Annotated in this window: 13 protein-coding genes; 2 read left to right on the forward strand and 11 right to left on the reverse strand. The window is 72.0% G+C overall.

All coding sequences use genetic code 11. The features are described from left to right. Positions 1 to 25: 25 nt before the first annotated feature. The 7 genes from OG897_RS18115 to OG897_RS18145 form a co-directional block, all read right to left on the reverse strand. A complete protein-coding gene (locus OG897_RS18115) occupies positions 26 to 979 on the reverse strand; it encodes an alpha/beta hydrolase (protein ID WP_266658067.1) in 954 nt (317 codons plus the stop codon). Positions 980 to 1,040: 61 nt separating this feature from the next. Then, positions 1,041 to 1,619 (reverse strand): Dps family protein, encoded by a 579-nt coding sequence (locus OG897_RS18120; protein ID WP_266658069.1) that lies wholly within the window; start codon positions 1,617 to 1,619, stop codon positions 1,041 to 1,043. Positions 1,620 to 1,712: 93 nt separating this feature from the next. Further along, positions 1,713 to 2,219 (reverse strand): DoxX family membrane protein, encoded by a 507-nt coding sequence (locus tag OG897_RS18125; RefSeq protein ID WP_266658071.1) that lies wholly within the window; start codon positions 2,217 to 2,219, stop codon positions 1,713 to 1,715. 5 nt (positions 2,220 to 2,224) lie between these two features. Next, positions 2,225 to 2,887, reverse strand: coding sequence for a hydrolase (locus OG897_RS18130; protein WP_266658073.1), 663 nt, complete (start codon positions 2,885 to 2,887; stop codon positions 2,225 to 2,227). Positions 2,888 to 3,145: 258 nt separating this feature from the next. Then, on the reverse strand, positions 3,146 to 3,745 hold the full coding sequence (locus tag OG897_RS18135) for an MBL fold metallo-hydrolase (protein WP_266658075.1): 600 nt from the start codon (positions 3,743 to 3,745) through the stop codon (positions 3,146 to 3,148). Between the two features lie 46 nt (positions 3,746 to 3,791). After that, positions 3,792 to 4,817: a L,D-transpeptidase gene (locus OG897_RS18140; protein WP_266658077.1), complete on the reverse strand. Its 1,026-nt coding sequence runs from the start codon at positions 4,815 to 4,817 to the stop codon at positions 3,792 to 3,794. Between the two features lie 255 nt (positions 4,818 to 5,072). Next, positions 5,073 to 5,627: a DUF6328 family protein gene (locus OG897_RS18145; protein WP_266658079.1), complete on the reverse strand. Its 555-nt coding sequence runs from the start codon at positions 5,625 to 5,627 to the stop codon at positions 5,073 to 5,075. 292 nt (positions 5,628 to 5,919) lie between these two features. On the opposite strand from OG897_RS18145, the gene OG897_RS18150 reads away from it, so the two are divergent. Together OG897_RS18150 and OG897_RS18155 are read left to right on the forward strand one after the other, a co-directional pair. Further along, positions 5,920 to 10,281: a HAMP domain-containing protein gene (locus OG897_RS18150; RefSeq protein ID WP_266658081.1), complete on the forward strand. Its 4,362-nt coding sequence runs from the start codon at positions 5,920 to 5,922 to the stop codon at positions 10,279 to 10,281. Further along, positions 10,278 to 12,863, forward strand: coding sequence for a SpoIIE family protein phosphatase (locus OG897_RS18155; RefSeq protein ID WP_266658083.1), 2,586 nt, complete (start codon positions 10,278 to 10,280; stop codon positions 12,861 to 12,863). The genes OG897_RS18150 and OG897_RS18155 overlap by 4 nt, the downstream gene beginning before the upstream one ends. A gap of 13 nt (positions 12,864 to 12,876) precedes the next feature. Here OG897_RS18155 and OG897_RS18160 read toward each other — a convergent pair whose 3' ends face one another. From OG897_RS18160 to OG897_RS18175, 4 genes are all read right to left on the reverse strand, one after another. Continuing rightward, positions 12,877 to 13,887: a YihY/virulence factor BrkB family protein gene (locus tag OG897_RS18160; protein WP_266658085.1), complete on the reverse strand. Its 1,011-nt coding sequence runs from the start codon at positions 13,885 to 13,887 to the stop codon at positions 12,877 to 12,879. Positions 13,888 to 13,917: 30 nt separating this feature from the next. After that, positions 13,918 to 15,306, reverse strand: a complete 1,389-nt coding sequence (locus tag OG897_RS18165; RefSeq protein ID WP_266658087.1) for a glycoside hydrolase family 6 protein — start codon at positions 15,304 to 15,306, stop codon at positions 13,918 to 13,920. 388 nt (positions 15,307 to 15,694) lie between these two features. Further along, the gene (locus tag OG897_RS18170) at positions 15,695 to 16,834 is read right to left on the reverse strand and encodes an XdhC family protein (RefSeq protein ID WP_266658089.1); all 1,140 of its coding nucleotides are present in this window, start codon (positions 16,832 to 16,834) and stop codon (positions 15,695 to 15,697) included. 76 nt (positions 16,835 to 16,910) lie between these two features. Beyond that, complete coding sequence (locus OG897_RS18175) at positions 16,911 to 18,368, reverse strand: NCS2 family permease (RefSeq protein WP_266658091.1); 1,458 nt, start codon at positions 18,366 to 18,368, stop codon at positions 16,911 to 16,913. Positions 18,369 to 18,579 lie beyond the last annotated feature (211 nt).

The following is an 18,579-nucleotide window of genomic DNA, read 5'->3' on the forward strand; positions in this document are numbered from 1 at the left end:
CTCGGCATGCTCGTCGAAGGCTCGGTCATGCGAGGGCCTTGCGCAGGGTGTCGGCGGCGAGACCGATGGCGAGTTCGGCGCCCCGCGTCTCGCGCAGTGCGTTCAGCATCACGAAGTCGTGGATGACGCCCTGGACGCGCAGGGCGGTGACGGGGACCCCGGCGGCACGGAGCTTCGCCGCGTACGCCTCGCCCTCGTCGCGCAGGACGTCGGCCTCGGCCGTGATGACCAGGGCCGGCGGCAGGCCGCTGAGCTGCTCGGTGGAGGCGCGCAACGGGGAGGCGGTGATCTGGGCCCGCTCGGCCTCCGCGGTCGTGTACTGGTCCCAGAACCACTGCATGGCGTCGCGGCGCAGGAAGTAACCCTCGCCGAACCGGTGGTAGGAGTCGGTGTCGGAGCCCGCGTCCGTGACCGGGTAGAAGAGGACCTGCTGGACGAACGCGACGTCGCCGCGCTGCTTGGCCAGGAGGGTGAGGGCGGCGCTCATGTTGCCGCCGACCGAGTCGCCCGCGACGGCGATCCGCGTGCCGTCGAGGTCCTTGTGGTGTCCCTCCCGGGCGATCCACTGGGCGACGCGGTAGTTCTGCTCGATGGCGACGGGGTACCGGGCCTCGGGCGAGAGGTCGTACTCGGGGAAGACCACGGCCGCCCCGCTGCCGACGGCGAGTTCGCGGACGAGCCGGTCGTGGGTGTGGGCGTTGCCGAAGACCCAGCCCGCACCGTGCACGTAGAGGACGACGGGAAGCGCTCCCGTGGCACCGCGCGGGCGGACGATCCGGGCGCGGACGTCGCCGGTCGGGCCGCCCTGGACGGTGATCCACTCCTCGTCGACCTCGGGCAGGGGGACGCCCTCCCCGCTCTGGACTCCGTCCACGGCCGTGCGGCCTTCGGCGACGGGGAGCTGGTGGAGGTAGGGCGGCTGGGCGGTGGCGTCGGCGAATGCCCGGGCGGCGGGTTCGAGGGTCGGACGGTCGGTCATGAGGGGTTCCCTAAGAATGGTTGGCGGTCCGGGAGGACCGGGACGACGTCGTACGGGTCCGTCAGGCGTGCACCAGGGGGGTGTCCACCAAGTGCTCGGCCAGGAACCACACCTGTGCCTCGCCGGTGCGGACGACGTCGGAGACGAGGAGGTCGGTGCTGCCCTCGTCGCCCTCCGCCGAGATCCGGGCGGCGGCGTCCCGCGCGTCGATCAGGATCCGCTCGTGCGCGTCGAGGAGCCGCGACAGCATGACGGGCACCGGCTCGACGCCGTTCGGCGGCCGGGGTACGGCGGTCAGCTCCGCGACGTGGCGCGGGTCTCCGACGGCGACGCCGCCGAGGCTCTGGATCCGCTCGGCCAGCGCGTCCACGATGGCCAGTTGGGCTTCCGCGTGCTTGTCCAGCATCAGGTGGAGCGCGTAGAAGGTCGCCCCGCGCATGAGCCAGTGGTGCTTCTTGTAGAGGGAGTACAGGATCTGCGTGTCGGCGAGTACGCGGTTCAGCCGCTGGCACGCGTACCTGCGGGTGTCGTGGCCGAGCCCGATCGGCAGCTGCTTGAGCGTGCCGAACGCCTGGGTCTCGGCGCCCTTCTGGTGCAGCAGCGGCTGGCCGCCGCCGGACGGGGTCGTGAGGGTGTCCATGGGTTGTTCCCGTTCGGAGGATGAGGGTGGGGAGGGCCCGGCCGCCCGGTCGGGGGTACACGGGCGGCCGGCCCCGGTCTGAGGGGCTCGCGCTCAGCGCTCGGCGATCGCCGGGGCGGCGGGCCGGTGCAGGACGAGCCGGGTGAGGAGCCCGCTGCCGAGACCGGCCACGAGCGCGAGGGCGGCCCACCACAGCGGGTACGGCGTGAGGCCGAGAGCCGCGTCGAGGGACCAGCCGCCGGGTCCGGTGGCGGCGAGGGCCGCGGCGGTGCCGATGAGGACGAGCGGGTACTCGTATCCGTCGTTCTGCACCCAGAGCCCGTGGCGCCGTTTCACGGTGAGCGCGACCGTCATGACCCCGATGACGCCGGTCGCGGCGAGCGGGGTCAGGAGACCTGCGGCGAGCAGCAGGCCCGATCCGATCTGGCCACCGCCCGCCGCCAGGGCGGTGAGGGCTCCGCCGCGGAAACCGTCGGCGCGGAACTCCTCGGTACCGCCCGCGAGGCCCTTGCCGCCCAGGTGTGAGCTGATCTTCTGCACACCGTGACCGGCGACGAGCAGTCCCACCAGCAGACGCAGGATCAGAATGCCGGTGTCCACGGGGGTCAGCCGGCCGCGTGCGCGCCGATGACGCTCTGCGCGTACACGACGCCCAGGCCGTACGCGCCCGCGTGGGCCTTGACGATCTCCATGACCGCGCCGTACGACTCCTGGCGCGCCCAGTCGCGCTGGAGTTCCAGGAGCACCTGCACCCAGGTGACCGGTACCGCTCCGGCGGCGATCATCCGCTGGATCGCGTGCTCGTGGGCGGCCGGGCTGACGCCGCCGGAGGCGTCGGAGACCACGTACACCTCGTATCCCTGCTCCAGCGCGGACAGTGCGGGCAGCACCAGGCAGACCTCGGTCCACAGGCCGGACAGGATGATCTTCTTGCGTCCGGTCGCCTTGACCGCCGCCACGAGTGCCTCGTCCTCCCAGGCGTTCATGGACGTACGGTCGATGGCCTCCTGCCCGGGGAACACCTCGGCGAGCTGGGGCAGCAGGGGCCCGGAGAACGACTCGGCGGCGACCGTGGTCAGGACGGCCGGGACGTCGAACGCCCGGGCCGCCTTGGCGAGACCCACGGTGCTGTTGATGATCGCGGTGCGGTCGCCGCTCCCGGTGCCGAAGAACATCTGCGGCTGGTGGTCCACGAAGAGCATGACCGCGTTGTCGGGCGTGAGCAGGTCCGCGCTCGGGGCTGCCTGCACCTTGTTGATGTCGAACATGAGGGGTCCTCTCGGAGCAATCGGTAGCGCACCCGCCGCGTCTGCGGCTCGGCACTCCTTCACGCTACGAGCGACCCGATCGGCCGAGTTGACCTCCTGCGCCCAGGAGTTGGCACGACAGCGCACAGCCGGGAACGGGCCGTGGCCGACGAGAATCCGGGGAGGACGAAGTCGGGGAGGAGGAATCCGGGGAGAACGAATCCGGGGAGGGCGAAGTCGCCTCGTGGAGGCGCTCGCCCGTGCCGGTCGCACCGGCCCTCAGAGCTGTGAACCGGGCTCCAGATAGCGGTAGTCGGTCCCGCCCACCTCTTCCAGCCAGCCGTTGGCGCTGTCCAGGCCGCGGGTGTTCAGCTGGGCGTCGTGGATGCCGACGGCGCGCTCCGGGCGGACCGTGCGGGTGAAGTCGATGGCCTCGCTGATCCGCATCCAGGGGGCGTGCAGGGGGACCAGGAGGGTGGGGACCGGGACGTCGGGGGCGTGCAGGGAGTCGCCGGGGTGGTAGACGGTCTCCTCGATCAGGTAGCCCAGGTTCGCGCAGTCCGGGACGTCGCCGTAGATGCGGGCGTGGCTGCCGCCGTGGGCCGTGACGCGGAAGCCCGCGGCGTTGAAGGCGTCTCCCGCGCGGACCTCGATGGCGTCGAGGCCGGGGACGGCCGCCCCCTCGGGCGCGTAGACGGGGATGCCGAGGCCGCGCAGGTGCGACACGTCGATGTGGTCGGCGTGTTCGTGGGTGACGAGCACGGCGTCCGCGCCCCGGAGGGCTTCGGGCTCGCTCCAGGCCCCCGGGTCGACGACCAGGACGCCGAGGTCCGACCGCTCCAGGCGGACGCAGGAGTGAGTGTATTTGGTGAGGCGCATGCGGCTGACGGTACGGGGGGCACGCCTGCGCGGCAATCAACTCGGGTCAGCGTGTGGGGCGTTCGCCCAGTTCACTGCCCGCGAGCCAGTCGGCCCAGGTCAGGTTCCAGTCGCCGTAGCCGTTGCCGAAGTGGTCCATCGGCTTGCCCGTCGTGCCGGTGACCTCGATGACGTCGCCGACGCGGCTCAGGCCGTAGAGCCACTTGGCGTTCGCGTCGGACATGCCGATGCAGCCGTGGCTGACGTTCTCCTTGCCGAAGGAGGCCGCGTTGTCGGGGGCGGCGTGGAGGTACTCGCCGCTGATCGTCTCCCGCATGCTCCAGTCGTACGGGTCGTAGTAGCCGTCCGGGCTGTCGCGCGGGATGCCGATGGTGCGGGAGTCCATGATCACGCGGCCGTCCTTGGCGAGGACGGTCTTGACGCCCTCACGCGTCTTGAAGCGCTCCTCGCCGCCGCTGACGGGGATGACCCGGGCGACGTCGCCGTTGCGGACGACCGTCATGGTGTGGGCGGCCAGGTCGACCTTGTTGACCATGGAGTCGCCGGTGGTGAAGGAGAGCTTGCGGTCGCGGTCGACGGCCGTGCCGTCGGTGAGCTTCACATGGGAGAGGCGGGCGTCGAGGGTGATCTTCGTGTGGGCGGGCCAGTAGTGCTCGGGGCGGAAGTGGAGGAGGGTGTCGCCCTGGGACTCCGCCCAGTGCCAGGCGCCGGTGAGGGGGGTGGAGGTGGTGACCTTGAGGGCGCCCTCGATCCCGGCGCGGAGGGACGCGTCGACCTTCTGGGCCTTGAAGACCAGGGCGAGGGGCTGGCCGACGCCGACCGTCGATCCGTTCAGCGGGGCCACCTGCGGGGCGACCGTACGGCGGGGCGCGGCCAGCTTCTCGGCGGGCGGGACGGGCTGCGCGGGCGGGACGGGGGTGGCGGAGGGGGCCTTGAGTTCGACGTCGACGGCCTGCGCGTGGTCCGCGGGGGCGAGCGCTCGGGTGCCCTCGCTGCCGCAGGCCGTGGCGGCGAGGGTGAGCGCCGCCACCGCGACGGGGATGCGGACGGCGGACGTGGTGGTGCGGCGCATTCTTCCTCGTACCTCTTCGGGTCCCGGCGTGGCCGGGGCTCGGCCAGTCGATCCTTCAAGGTAGGAGGCGCGCCGCACCGCGCGCGGGGGCCGAAAGTCCCGCATCGGGTGCCGATGGTCCCTGGGGCCTGTCCCCCCGGAGCCCGGCGGGACGCGCCTTCAGCGTCGCCCACACGAGTGAACTTCGCTGGAGCGGAGAGGCTGTCGGAGTGGGTGGGGCAGCCGTCGTGGGTGCCGGTGCGCCCGCCCGTACGGTCAGTCGGTGTGCTTCCAGCGTGCCCAGAACGGCAGCACGAACCAGCACAGCAGGTACCAGGCGAACACCCCCGCGACGAGCCACGGCGCGAACGCGTTGTGCGTGGCCACCCGCATCACCAGCAGCAGCGCCGAGCACAGCGTGGCCAGCAGCAGCACGAGACCGAGGAAGGTCAGCCGCGAGGCCCAGCTGACGGCCTTGTTCTTGATCCGGCGGCCCGAGACGATCCGGTGGAAGGAGACGGGGCCGATGAGTGCGCCGGTGGCCGTCGAGCCGAGCACCACCGTGATGATGTAGATGGTCTTGTCCGTCTGTTCCAGGCCCTGGAACGCCGGGGTGAAGACCACGGTGAGCAGGAATCCGAAGAGGATCTGCACGCCGGTCTGGGCCACCCGGATCTCCTGCACCAGTTCGGCCCACTGCCGGTCGGCCCGCTCTTCCTCGCTCTCGGCGCGTCCGCGCTTCTCGGCGCGCCCGTTGCTCTCGGTACGCCCATGGCTCTCCGTGCGCCCGTGCGGACGGCCTTCTCTCTTCCTGGTCACCGGCTCCGTCATGTCCCGGCCCTCCTCGCGCCGACTCTCCGTCGAGCACCCCGCCCGCCCGTATCGGCCATGCAATCGAGCGCATACCCTTTCGAGTGAGAGCTATGAGCTCCACGAGCGCCCCCGCTCACCGTCCGGCCCCCGTGGGCGCGGGGCGACCGAGCGCGGGAACGACAAAAATTGTCGTACGGCAACTGTGGCACCATGACCCACGGAACGCCCGTTCGGAAGTGAGCTGGTCGTACCGGAGCCGCCCCCTGCGCGGGCCGGTGTCGAGCACGTCACAAAGGGGTGGGACAGAACCATGGGGACTACGGGTTCCGAGAACGGCGGACGGTCCGGCGCCGTCGAAGCGGCGCGTACGGCGAGTACCGCGCGTACCGCGAGTACGGCGCGTACCGCGTCACCGAGTGCGGGCACGGACGCGGCAGTGGCCACGGCCGCCCCGCCGGAGTCGCCACCAAGGCCAGGCTCCCCCTCAGGCGACTCTTCCCGTACGGAGTCCCCTACGGAGCCCAGCCCGGACGCCGCCTCCGCCACCCCCGCGGGCAAGGGCCGCGCCAAGACTCCCCGCAGCCGTACGGGTACGGGCACGGCCTCCGCCAAGCCCCGTGCCGCACGCCGCCCCGCCGCCCAGGGCACCGGAGCCGCCGGAGTGGCGGGCCCCCCGGCCCCAGCCCCGCATGCTCAGCACCCCCCGCAGCCCGGCGGCTCGGTCGGCGAGCCCGAGCTGCGCCAGCTGCTGGCCGGGCTCACCGCCGTACGCGACGGGGACTTCGGCACCCGGCTGCCGGACGACCGCGACGGCCTCCTCGGCGAGATCGCCCAGGTCTTCAACGGCATGGTCGACCAGCTCTCGCTCTTCACCTCCGAGGTGACCCGCGTCGCCCGCGAGGTCGGCACCGACGGACGGCTCGGCGGCCAGGCCGAGGTGCCCGGCGTGGACGGCACCTGGAAGGACCTCACCGACTCCGTCAACGCGATGGCGGGGAACCTGACCACCCAGGTGCGGGACATCGCGCAGGTCGCCACCGCCGTCGCCAAGGGCGATCTGACGCGCAAGATCGACGTCGACGCGCAGGGCGAGATCCACGAGCTGAAGAACACCATCAACACGATGGTCGACCAGCTGTCGTCGTTCGCGGACGAGGTCACCCGCGTGGCCCGCGAGGTGGGCACCGAGGGCAGGCTCGGCGGGCAGGCCGACGTACAGGGCGTCTCCGGTACGTGGAAGGACCTCACCGAGTCCGTCAACGTCATGGCGAACAACCTCACCTCGCAGGTGCGGAACATCGCCCAGGTGACCACCGCCGTCGCCAAGGGCGACCTCTCGCAGAAGATCCGGGTCGACGCGCGCGGCGAGATCCTGGAGCTGAAGGAGACCATCAACACGATGGTCGACCAGCTCTCCGCCTTCGCGGACGAGGTCACCCGCGTCGCCCGTGAGGTGGGCACCGAGGGCAACCTCGGCGGGCAGGCGACCGTGCGCGGCGTCTCCGGCACCTGGAAGGACCTCACGGACAACGTCAACGTGATGGCGTCCAACCTCACCGGGCAGGTGCGGTCGATCGCCCAGGTCGCCACGGCCGTCGCCAAGGGCGATCTGTCGCAGAAGATCAACGTCGAGGCGAAGGGCGAGGTCGCCGCACTCGCCGGGGTCATCAACACGATGGTGACGACCCTCTCCGCGTTCGCCGACGAGGTGACCCGGGTGGCCCGCGAGGTCGGCACCGAGGGCATCCTCGGCGGGCAGGCGCACGTGCCGCACGTGGCCGGGACCTGGAAGGACCTCACCGACAACGTCAACTCGATGGCGAACAACCTCACCGGGCAGGTCCGCAACATCGCCCAGGTGACCACCGCCGTCGCGCAGGGCGATCTGACCCGCAAGATCGACGTCGACGCGCGCGGCGAGATCCTGGAGCTGAAGACCACCATCAACACGATGGTCGACCAGCTGTCGTCGTTCGCCGCCGAGGTCACCCGCGTGGCCCGCGAGGTCGGCTCCGAGGGCCGTCTCGGTGGACAGGCCGAGGTCGAGGGCGTGTCGGGCACCTGGAAGCGCCTCACGGAGAACGTGAACGAGCTGGCCGGGAACCTCACCCGGCAGGTGCGCGCCATCGCCGAGGTGACCAGTGCCGTCGCCGAGGGCGACCTGACCCGCTCCATCACCGTGGACGCGTCCGGTGAGGTCTCCGAGCTCAAGGACAACATCAACTCGATGGTGGAGTCCCTGCGCGAGACCACCCGGGCCAACCAGGAGCAGGACTGGCTCAAGACCAACCTGGCCCGCATCTCGGGCCTGATGCAGGGTCAGCGCGACCTGACCGTCGTCGCCGAACTCATCATGGACGAGCTGACGCCGCTGGTCGGCGCGCAGTACGGCGCCTTCTACCTGGCGCACGACACCGGCCGTCAGCCCGAGCTCGAACTCATCGGCTGGTACGGGCACTTCATGGGCTCCCAGGACCGCCCGGTCCGCTTCGAGCTGGGCCAGTCGCTGGTCGGGCAGGTGGCGCGCAGCCGCCGTACGATCGCCGTCGACGAGCTGCCTTCGGGGTACGTCACCGTGTCCTCCGGTCTCGGGTCGACGGACGCGCGGAGCCTGCTGGTGCTGCCGATCGCCGTCGAGGGGCAGGTGCTCGGCGTGATCGAGCTGGCCTCGGTGGGCGGGTTCACCCCGGTGCACCGGGACTTCCTGGAACAGCTGATGGAGACCGTCGGCGTCAACGTCAACACCATCGTCGCCAACGCCCGCACGGACGAACTGCTCGGCGAGTCGCAGCGCCTGGCCACCGAGTTGCAGTCGCGTTCCGAAGAACTCCAGTCGCAGCAGGAGGAGTTGCAGCACTCCAACGCCGAACTGGAGGAGAAGGCGGCCCTGCTGGCGTCCCAGAACCGGGACATCGAGGCGAAGAACCTGGAGATCGAGCAGGCCCGGCAGGAGCTGGAGGACCGCGCGCAGCAGCTGTCCATCGCCTCGAAGTACAAGTCGGAGTTCCTGGCGAACATGAGCCACGAGCTGCGCACCCCGCTCAACTCCCTCCTCATCCTGGCCCAGTTGCTCGCCCAGAACCCGACCCGCAACCTCTCCGCCAAGCAGGTCGAGTACGCGGGCGTCATCCACTCGGCGGGCTCCGACCTGCTCCAGCTGATCAACGACATCCTGGACCTGTCGAAGGTCGAGGCGGGCAAGATGGACGTCAACCCGGAGCCGGTCGGCCTGCGCGCCCTGCTCGACTACATCGAGGCGACGTTCCGCCCGATGACCGCGCAGAAGGGTCTCGACTTCCGGATCAGCGTCGCCCCCGGCGCCCCCGCGGAACTCGTCACGGACGACTCCCGTCTGCGCCAGGTGCTGCGCAACCTCCTCTCCAACGCGGTGAAGTTCACCGAGGCGGGCGCGGTGGAGCTGCGCATCGACCCGGCGATCGGCGCGGACCTGCCGCCGCTCGTACGCCCGCACGGCCCGGCGGTGGCCTTCCGCGTGATGGACACCGGGATCGGCATCGCCGAGCAGCAACTCGAAGCGATCTTCGGGGCGTTCCAGCAGGCGGACGGCACGACGAGCCGCAAGTACGGGGGTACGGGCCTGGGCCTGTCCATCAGTCGCGAGATGGCGCACCTGCTCGGCGGCGCGATCCAGGTCACCAGCGCCCCCGGCGAGGGCTCGACCTTCACGCTGTACATCCCGGTGGCCCGCTTCGAGTCCCCGGCCGCGTACGCCGACCCGGCGGACAAGGCCCGGGACGCGACGGCGCTCGGGCTGCCCTCCGCGGTCGTGCCCGCCCAGCAGCGCAGGCTCCTGGTGATAGAGGACCGGCCGCGCGGACTGCTCTCCCTCGTCGCGGAGAGCGCGGTCGCCGAACTGGCGGACGGCTCGCTGCCCGACACCCGTGGCCCGGTCCACGTGCGGACCGCGGTCGGCCCGGAGGAAGCGGCGGCGGCCCTCGCCTCCGACCCCTGTCACTGCGTCGTCATCGGCCTCGACATGCCCGACGGCTCCGCCATGCGCCTGCTGGCCGCCCTGGACGGCGACCCGGCCCTGCGCCAGGTGCCCGTCCTCGCCCACCACACCCGGCCGCTGGACGCCTCGCACGAGCGCCAGATCGTCGAATGGTCGCGCTCCAAGCCCCTCGAACTCCTGCCCAGCCTGGACGAGTTGAGGGAACGCATCGCCCTGCACCTGACGGCTGAGCGCCCTGCGGACGTCCTGCCCCTGGTCCGCCCCGCCGCGCTCCCCCTGGACGTGCCGCGCCACTCCGAGCCCGCCCCTGACGGCGGACTCGACCTGACCGGCCGCGTCGTCCTGGTCGTCGACGACGACGCGCGCAACGTGTACGCCCTCACCGGCATCCTCGAACTGCACGGCATGCGCGTCCTGCACGCCGACAACGGCCGCAAGGGACTCGAAGTGCTCGCCCTGCACGGCGGGGTCGAGCTCATCCTGATGGACGTGATGATGCCGGAGATGGACGGGTACGCGGCGACGGCGGCGATCCGCGCCATGCCGGAGTACGCGGACCTGCCGATCATCGCGGTGACCGCGAAGGCGATGGAGGGCGACCGCGACAAGTGCCTGGCGGCGGGCGCGAGCGACTACATCACGAAGCCGGTGGACGCGGGCGACCTGGTCTCCCGCATGCGCACGTGGCTCACCCGATGACCGGGGAGACGGTCCCTCCGGGGACCGAAGCCGCGACCGCGTCCGACGGGCCGCCGACGGGCGGGGGCGGTCCGCTGCCGCCGGGCTCCGGCGGAGGGCGGGCCGGTTCCGGGTCCCCCGGCGGTGACGGGGCCGACACCTCCGGGGCGCCCTCCGGCGGGGTGTCCGCCGCCCCGGCCGGACCCGGCGGCCACGCTTCGGGAGTCCTCTCCACCGCACAGCACTCCCCCTTCCCCTCCGCGCGCGGCGCCCACCCCACGCCCCGCCCGCTGGACGCCCTGGCGTCCACCATCGAGCAGCTGCGGCGCGATCTGACGCTCGCTCAGGAGTCGGCGGACGCGCGTGCGTTGATCGGGATCGCCACCGGAATCCTGGTCGAACGCGGCCAGGGCGGGCCCGCCGAGGCAGCGTTGCACCTGGAGCGGCTCGCCGAGTCCGCCCGGGTGCCGCTCCTGGAACTCGCCGCCGACATCGTGAACGGGGCCGCGGGGGACCACGTCGCGGACGCGCTCCCGGCCTCCGCCTATCCCCCGCCGTCCGCGCAGGACACGGGCAGCAAGCCCGGCACCGTACTGCGGCTGAGGGCCGCCGAGACCGGGTCGATGACCGGGGACGCGCAGACCGCCGCCCAGTCCCTGTTCGAGCAGGCGCTCGCACCGCTGGGCGCGAGCGCGCTCGCGCTGTGGGCGGCCGGGCGCGACGGCGCGCTGATACTCGCCGGTCACGCGGGCTTCTCGCGCGGCGAGGCCGAGCGGTGGAGATACGTTCCGCCCGCCGTGGGGACCTGGGCGCAGCAGGTGCTGACCGAGCGCCGTCCGCGCTGGTACGGGACGCTGCCTCCGGGCGCCCCTGGCATCGGCCTGCGGCACGGCACCGACGGGGCACGCAGCATCCTGCCCGCCGAGGTCGGCGGGCGCATCCTGGGCGTACTGGAGGTGTGCTGGCCGCAGCCCCAGCCGCCGCTGACGCCCGCCGCGACCCGCCAGCTCGACGCGCTCGCCGACCTGTGCGCGCACACCCTGCCGGGTACGGACGTGTCCGCCGCTTCGGCGGGTTCCCCGCCGGACGAACAGGCGGGCCCGCTCGCCGACCTCGCCGACGGCCTCCTCGACCCGGCGCTCGTCCTGCTGCCGCTGCTCGACGACCGCAACGAGGTCGTCGACTTCCACATCGCGTACGCCAACGAGCGCTTCGCCGACCTCGCGGGCCGCTCCCGGGCCGTGCTGACGGGGATGCGCTGGCTGGAGGCGTACCCGCTGAGTGCCCATCAGGGCGGCCTGTACGAGCACCTGTTGAGGGTGCACGCGACGGGCGAGCCGTTCCGGGCGGGGCGGATGACACTCAACTCCCAGGTGGACGAGGTGCCGTTGGTGTCGGTCGCCTCGGTCGGCCTCGGCCGGTACGGCGACAGCGTGCTGCTGAGCTGGCGCCTGGAGGACGAGGCGTCCCGGCTCGCTTCGCTCCTCCAGCACGCCCAGCGCCTGGGCCGCATCGGCGGGTTCGAGGAGAACACCGTCACCGGCGAGATCCTCTGGAACGGCCAGCTCTTCACCCTCTTCGGGCTGCCGCCCAGCTCCTCGCCGGTACCGCTGGAGCGCCTGCACCACCACGCGCACGACGACGACTCGGTCGCCATCGGCCGCTTCCTGCGCACGCTCCTGCACCACCGCCACTCGGCGTCCACGGCCTTCAGGCTGCGGCGCGCCGACGGGGTGATGCGGCACATCCGCATCGTCGCGGAGCCGGTCACCGACCCGGCCGGGAACATCCTCTCCATCCGGGGCGCCTACCAGGACGTCTCCTCCCAGCACTGGACCGAGGTGGCGCTCGCCGCGACCCGGGACCGGCTCGCGGACTCCGAGGAGCAGTCGGCGGCCCGCAACAAGCTGGCCCTCCAGCTCCAGCAGGCGATCATGCCGCCGACCCGCGACGCGGTGGACACCATGGGCCTGCTGGTCGCGGTGCGCTACCGGCCCGCCGAGGAAGAACACCTGGTCGGCGGCGACTGGTACGACGCCGTGGCGCTGCCCAACGGCAAGGTCCTCCTCGCCGTGGGCGACATCGCGGGCCACGGCATCGACGCCGCGACCGGCATGGTCGTCCTGCGCAACGCGCTGCGCGGCCTCGCCGCGACGGGCGCGGGCCCGGCCCAGCTCCTGGGCTGGCTCAACTCGGTGGCCCACCACCTCACCGAACAGGTCACCGCCACCGCGATCTGCGGGGTGTACGACCCGCAGACGCGTCTGCTGCGCTGGGCGCGGGCGGGCCACCCGCCGCCGGTCCTGGTACGGGACGGGGCGGCGGCGGCGCTGCCGATGCCGCCGGGCATCCTGCTGGGTGCGGTAGGCGAGGCTCCGTACACCGAGCACGAAGTCGTGCTCGAACCGGGCGACCGGCTCCTGATGTACACGGACGGCCTCATCGAGCGGCGCGACCGCACGGTGCAGGAGTCCCTGGAGCAGCTCCTCTCGCTGGCGGGCACCGCGCCGCCGGAGCTGGAGAAGCACCTCGACCGGCTGCTCACGCACAGCCGCTCGGACACGGACGACGACACGTGCCTGATCGGCATCGAGGTCCGCTGACCCGGGAGCCAAGTCAGCCGCCCGCGGGCCCCTCCGCCGTGGGGTGCGGCGAGTCCCCCTCGCCGCCCCTCCCGGGGTCCGGGCGCACGGGATCGGTGATCCCGGCGCGGGCGGCCTCCAGTTGGGCGGCGAAGGCGACGCCGAGGAAGAGGGCGACGCCGGTGAGGTTGGCCCACAGGAGGAGCGCCACGAAGGCCGTCAGCGGCCCGTACAGGGCGCCGAACGATCCGCTCTTGGCGACGTAGAAGGTGAGCAGCCAGGTCGCGCCGACCCACAGCACGAGGTGCACGGCGGACCCGAACGCCAGCCAGGTGTACCCGGGTTGGCGCCTGCGCGGCGACCAGCGCAGGATCACCGCCGAGGCCACCCACGCCAGCAGCACCCCGGCAGGGATGTCCATGGCGTGCCACCAGCCGAGCGACGCCTTCGACCACCCGAGGGCGTCCACCAGCGCGTCGCCGACCGCGTCCCCCGCGACGAGCGCCAGGAACCCGAGCACCAGGGGCATCCCGGCGGCCATGGCCAGCACCAGACTCCGCCCGTACTTGTGGGTGAAGGGCCGGTCCCGCTCGATCCCGTAGATCCGGTTCGCCCCGCGCTCTATCTGGGCCATCGCGGACGTCAGGTTGACCAGGGCGAAGACGAGCCCGGTCCACATGGCGACGGCGGTCCACACGCCGCCGCCCGCGCTGCGCCGCGTCTCGTCGAAGGCGTCGGCGACGAGGCCGGCGCTGTTCCCCGGCACGATGCCGACGAGCGTCCGCTCGACGACCCGTCCCACCGCCTCGTTGTGGACGGTGGCCGCAGCCCCCACCACCGCGACGAGGAACGGCACGATGCCGAGCACGATCTGGTACCCCAGCGAGCGGGCGTTGCTGAAGCCGTCCGCGTACCGGAACCGCGCGAAGGCGTCGAGCAGCAACTGACGGCCGCCGTAGTGACGCAGGGCCATCAGCGCTTCGTCGCCGGAGAGTTCGTCCCCGATCATGTCCCGGGTCTGCGGGACATGAACAGCAGTTCCCATCCGGCCCACGCTACAGCGGTACGGGGCCTCCTAGTCGGCGGGGTTGGGCTCGCCCGCCGCGACTCCGGCCGAGGGGTCCCCCTCGGTCTCCTCCCCCGCCCGTCCGCCCGGCAGCAGCGGCGGGCTGGCCAGCCGTACGAGTTCCAGCGCCTGGTCCGCGAACCAGTCACCGGCCTTGGGGTCGACGGTGTCGCGCTCGGGGTCCTTGGGTCCCGGCGTGCCGCGCAGGCACAGTCCGTCGGACTCGCCCGGCGTCTTGATCCACAGCTTCGCGTCGTGGAGGGGGTCGCCGGTGCGGGTGGTGGGGCGGACGCCGAGGCCGCGTCCCGGCGGGTTGCACCAGTCCTGCGGATCGGTGTACTTGCCTGCGGGCGGCGTCCAGGCGCCCTTCCCGTTCCTGCTCGTGTCGGTGACGAAGTGCTTCATCTGGGAGGGGGGCGTGGTGACGTTCTTGTCGAGCCATGCCTGCGCCTCGGCCTTGGACCCCTTCTGCGAGGGGCAGGCTTCGGCCTTCCCGCCTGCTTCGACGTACGCGATGCAGGACGAAATCAGCTTCCCGTACCAGGAGTTGACCTCGTCGGTCTGGTAGTTCGAGGCGTTGGTGTAGAAGCCGGTGGCGTTCTTGATGCCGCCCTTGACGAGGCGCGGGACGATGCTGGCGACGTCGTGCCACCCGGCGTGTCCGGTGTCGAGGTAGACGCGGGTGTTGCGGAGGGCGGCGAGGGTGCTGACGGCGTAGTTGACCTCTTCGTAGCGGGCTGCGGTCTTCTCCGCCTCCTCCCCCTTGCCGCACTCGGACGGCAGCAGTGCGAGCGCGTCGGGTTCGAGGACGACGATCGCGTCGCGCTTGCCGATGCCCTTGGCGACGCCGTCGATCCACGCCTTGTACTCGGCGGTGTTGCTCGCACCGCCCGCGGAGTAGTGGGAGCAGTCGCGGCCGGGAATGTTGTAGAGCGCGAAGACGGGCATGGAGCCGTCGATGTCGGCGTCGCGGGCGACCGCGCGGGCGTCCTTCTCGACGACGTCGGGCGCCTGGTCCCCGTACCAGACGGCGTGCGGGGTACGGACCATGCGGATGATCCCGGCGGCGTCGCGGAGACCGGCGGCGCTGCCGGTGAGCTTCAGGGCCTGCTTGTACGCGTCCGGGTTGGCCAGTGGGGTGTAGAGCCGGGGGCTCCCGGCGAGCGCGGGGGCGGGCGGCCCGGCGGCGGGTTCCGGCGCGCCGGATGCCGGTGCTGAGGTGAGGGCCCAGATGACGCCCGCGGCGAGTGGGGGGAGGGCGGCGAGGGCGATGACGCGGGGGCGGGGCCCGGGGCGTCGCCGGTGGCGGGTGGGGGGGCTCAGGGTGGGCACGGGGTGGCCGCCGTACCGGGTGGTGCGATCGTGCGGCACGGGGCGGTCGTGCTGTTCGGGTCGCATGGGGCTCTCCGGGGTCGCAAGGGCGTGCGGGAGCGGTTCCCGCACGAGAGTTGCCCAGGGCCATGTGCGCGTCAAGAGTGAGGGGGGTTCTGGGGGTGCCGCCGGGCCGGGCCTCAACGGTGCATCAGGGGGCGGGGGGCGGCGATTCGTGCGTGGCCGGACGGGTGACGGGGGGTCAGGGAGGGGCGTAAATCAGCCCGTCCGGCGTTTGAGGACGCGCGGCCGCACCAATTCCAGCCCGTCCGGCGTTTGAGGACGCGCGGGCGCAGCCCGTGCAGGGGGCGAGGGGCGTAGCCCCCATCCGTAACCCCAGCCCCGTCAGGGTTGAGGTGAAGGGACGGGGCTGGAGGCCCTCCGCAGGCGCAGCAGGGTGCGGGCGGCGGCACGGCTACGCCACCCCCGCCCCCTCCCGATGGATCGGAACGTGCGCGCCCGCCAAGGGCACCCCCGTCCCGCCCCGCCGCGCAGCGACGATCTCCGCCGCGATCGACACCGCCGTCTCCTCCGGCGTCCGCGCCCCCAGATCGAGCCCGATCGGAGACCGGAGCCGGGCCAGTTCCCCCTCGGTGACCCCCACGGAGCGCAGGCGTTCGTTGCGGTCGAGGTGCGTGCGGCGCGACCCCATCGCCCCGACGTACGCCACCGGCAGCCTCAGCGCCAGCTCCAGCAGCGGAATGTCGAACTTCGCGTCGTGCGTGAGCACGCACAGCACGGTCCGCCCGTCGAGACGGCCCTCGTCCCGCGTCGCCGACAGGTACCGGTGCGGCCAGTCCACGACCACCTCGTCCGCACCCGGAAAGCGCGCCCGCGTCGCGAAGACGGGGCGCGCGTCGCACACGGTCACGTGGTAGCCGAGGAACTTCCCCGCCCTCACCAGTGCCGAGGCGAAATCTATGGCCCCGAAGACGATCATCCGGGGCGGTGGCACGCTCGACTCCACGAGGAGCGTCACCGGTTCTCCGCAGCGCGAGCCGTCCGCGCCGATCTCGACGGCCCCCGTCCGCCCCGCGTCCAGCATCGCGCGGGCCTCCGCGACAGCGGTACGGTCCAGCTCCGGGGCTCCGCCGAACCCGCCCTCGTGCGTACCGTCGGCACGCACCAGCAAGGCGCGGCCGAGGAGCCCGGCGGGCCCCCGCGCCACGCGGACGAGGGCCGCCGAACCGCCCTCCACGGCAGCGGCGTACGCGGCGGAGAAGACCTCGCGCAGAGGCGAGCGGGCATCCACCGGAGTCACCAGGATGTCGATGACTCCGCCGCAGCTCAGGCCGACGGCGAAAGCGTCCTCGTCGCTGTAGCCGAAACGTTCGACCACGCTCTCGCCGTCGGCCAGGGCCTGCTCGCACAGTGCGTAGACCGCGCCTTCCACGCATCCGCCGGAGACCGACCCGACGGCCTCGCCCTCACTGTCGACGGCGAGGGCGGCACCGGGTTCCCTGGGCGAGCTTCCGTTCGTGGCCACGACGGTGGCGACCGCGAACTCCCGTCCCTGCCGGGACCACCGTTCCAGCTCTTCGGCGATGTCCAGCACGGCGGTCTCCTTCAGGGACGGGAACGGATGCACACGGATGTACGAATGCCCGGAGGGCAGGTCCCATTACTACCGCTCAGCCCACGCCGAGCCACTTCTCGATCGGGTGCAGGGCGAAGTAGATGACGAAGATCGCCGTCAGCGCCCACATGAAGGCGCCCAGCTCACGCGCCTTGCCCTGGGCGACCTTGATGACGGTCCAGGCGATGACGCCCGCGGCGACACCGGTGGTGATGGTGTAGGTGAACGGCATCAGGACGACCGTGAGGAACACCGGGATGACGGTGGCGCGGTCGGCCCAGTCCACGTGGCGGGCGTTCTGCATCATCATCGCGCCGATCACGACCAGGGCGGCGGACGCCACCTCGGCCGGGACGATCGCGGTGAGCGGGGTGAAGAAGACGCACGCGGCGAAGAAGAGGCCGGTGACGACCGCGGAGAGACCCGTACGGGCACCCTCCCCGACGCCCGTCGCGGACTCGACGAACACGGTCTGGCCGGAGGCACCCGTGACACCGCCGATGGCACCGCCGGCACCGTCGACGAACAGGGCCTTGGACAGGCCCGGCATGCGGCCCTTGTCGTCGGCGAGCTTGGCTTCCGTACCGACGCCGATGATGGTGGCCATCGCGTCGAAGAACCCGGCGAGCACCAGGGTGAAGACGATCATGCCGACGGTCAGGACGCCGATGTCGCCCCAGCCGGTGAACTCGACCTTGCCGAAGAGCGAGAAGTCCGGCATCGAGACCACGCCGTCGAGCGCGGGCGGCCGTCCGTTGCTCCACTCCTTCGCCGGGGTCGGGGCGACCGCGTTGACGATGACGGCGATGACCGTGCCCACGACGATGCCGATGAGGATGGCGCCGGGGACGTTGCGGGCCTGGAGCGCGAAGATCAGGAGCAGGGTGACCGCGAAGATCAGGACGGGCCAGCCCGCGAGTTCACCGGCCGGGCCGAGGGAGAGCGGGGTCGCCTTGCCCGGGTGCACGAAACCGGCCTTGACCAGCCCGATCAGGGCGATGAAGAGGCCGATGCCCATGGTGATGCCGTGCTTGAGCGCCAGCGGGATGGCGTTCATGATCATCTCGCGCAGCCCGGTGACGACCAGGAGCATGATCACGACGCCGTACATGACGCACATCGCCATGGCCTGTCCCCAGGTCATGTTGGGTGCGACCTGCGAGGCGAGCACGCCGGAGACGCTGAGACCGGCCGCGAGGGCGAGGGGGACCTTGCCGACGAAGCCCATCAGGAGGGTGGTGACGGCCGCGGCGAACGCGGTCGCGGTGATCAGCGCGGCATTGCCGAGGACGCCGCCCTTCGCGTCCGGGCCGCTGAGGATCACCGGGTTGAGCAGGAGGATGTACGCCATCGCCATGAAGGTGGTGATGCCGCCGCGCACCTCCCGGGCGACGGTGGACTGGCGCTTCGTTATGTGGAAGTACCGGTCGAGCCAAGAGCGTCCGGCGGGCTGGCGCGTACCTGCGCCGGCGTCCTCCGCCGTCGTCTTCGGCTCAGTGGACTGCTGGGTCATGGTGCCTTGTCTCCCAAGGTTCAAAGGGGCATCCCAAATGCCGCGCACGGCAAGGGAATTCGGGGACGGAAAGAGGGCTGCACGACCCGGAGGACGGTCCGAGGTGAGCACTACGGGTGAGATGTGCTGGTGGTACGGAAGGGACATGCGGTGTAACAGCCGTCGGAAGGACGGTCGTTGGACCCCGGGCGACGGGCCGTAGGAAGCGTGG

Origin of the sequence: Streptomyces sp. NBC_00237 (assembly GCF_026342435.1) — a bacterium.
Lineage (GTDB): Bacteria > Actinomycetota > Actinomycetes > Streptomycetales > Streptomycetaceae > Streptomyces.

Bases quoted from the DNA above. Each gene is read 5' to 3' on its own strand.
- OG897_RS18120 (WP_266658069.1), bottom strand. From the start codon at position 1,619: ATGGACACCCTCACGACCCCGTCCGGCGGCGGCCAGCCGCTGCTGCAC.
- OG897_RS18115 (WP_266658067.1), bottom strand. From the start codon at position 979: ATGACCGACCGTCCGACCCTCGAACCCGCCGCCCGGGCATTCGCCGAC.
- OG897_RS18165 (WP_266658087.1), bottom strand. From the start codon at position 15,306: ATGCGACCCGAACAGCACGACCGCCCCGTGCCGCACGATCGCACCACC.
- OG897_RS18155 (WP_266658083.1), top strand. From the start codon at position 10,278: ATGACCGGGGAGACGGTCCCTCCGGGGACCGAAGCCGCGACCGCGTCC.
- OG897_RS18160 (WP_266658085.1), bottom strand. From the start codon at position 13,887: ATGGGAACTGCTGTTCATGTCCCGCAGACCCGGGACATGATCGGGGAC.
- OG897_RS18130 (WP_266658073.1), bottom strand. From the start codon at position 2,887: ATGTTCGACATCAACAAGGTGCAGGCAGCCCCGAGCGCGGACCTGCTC.
- OG897_RS18135 (WP_266658075.1), bottom strand. From the start codon at position 3,745: ATGCGCCTCACCAAATACACTCACTCCTGCGTCCGCCTGGAGCGGTCG.
- OG897_RS18175 (WP_266658091.1), bottom strand. From the start codon at position 18,368: ATGACCCAGCAGTCCACTGAGCCGAAGACGACGGCGGAGGACGCCGGC.
- OG897_RS18140 (WP_266658077.1), bottom strand. From the start codon at position 4,817: ATGCGCCGCACCACCACGTCCGCCGTCCGCATCCCCGTCGCGGTGGCG.
- OG897_RS18150 (WP_266658081.1), top strand. From the start codon at position 5,920: ATGGGGACTACGGGTTCCGAGAACGGCGGACGGTCCGGCGCCGTCGAA.
- OG897_RS18145 (WP_266658079.1), bottom strand. From the start codon at position 5,627: ATGACGGAGCCGGTGACCAGGAAGAGAGAAGGCCGTCCGCACGGGCGC.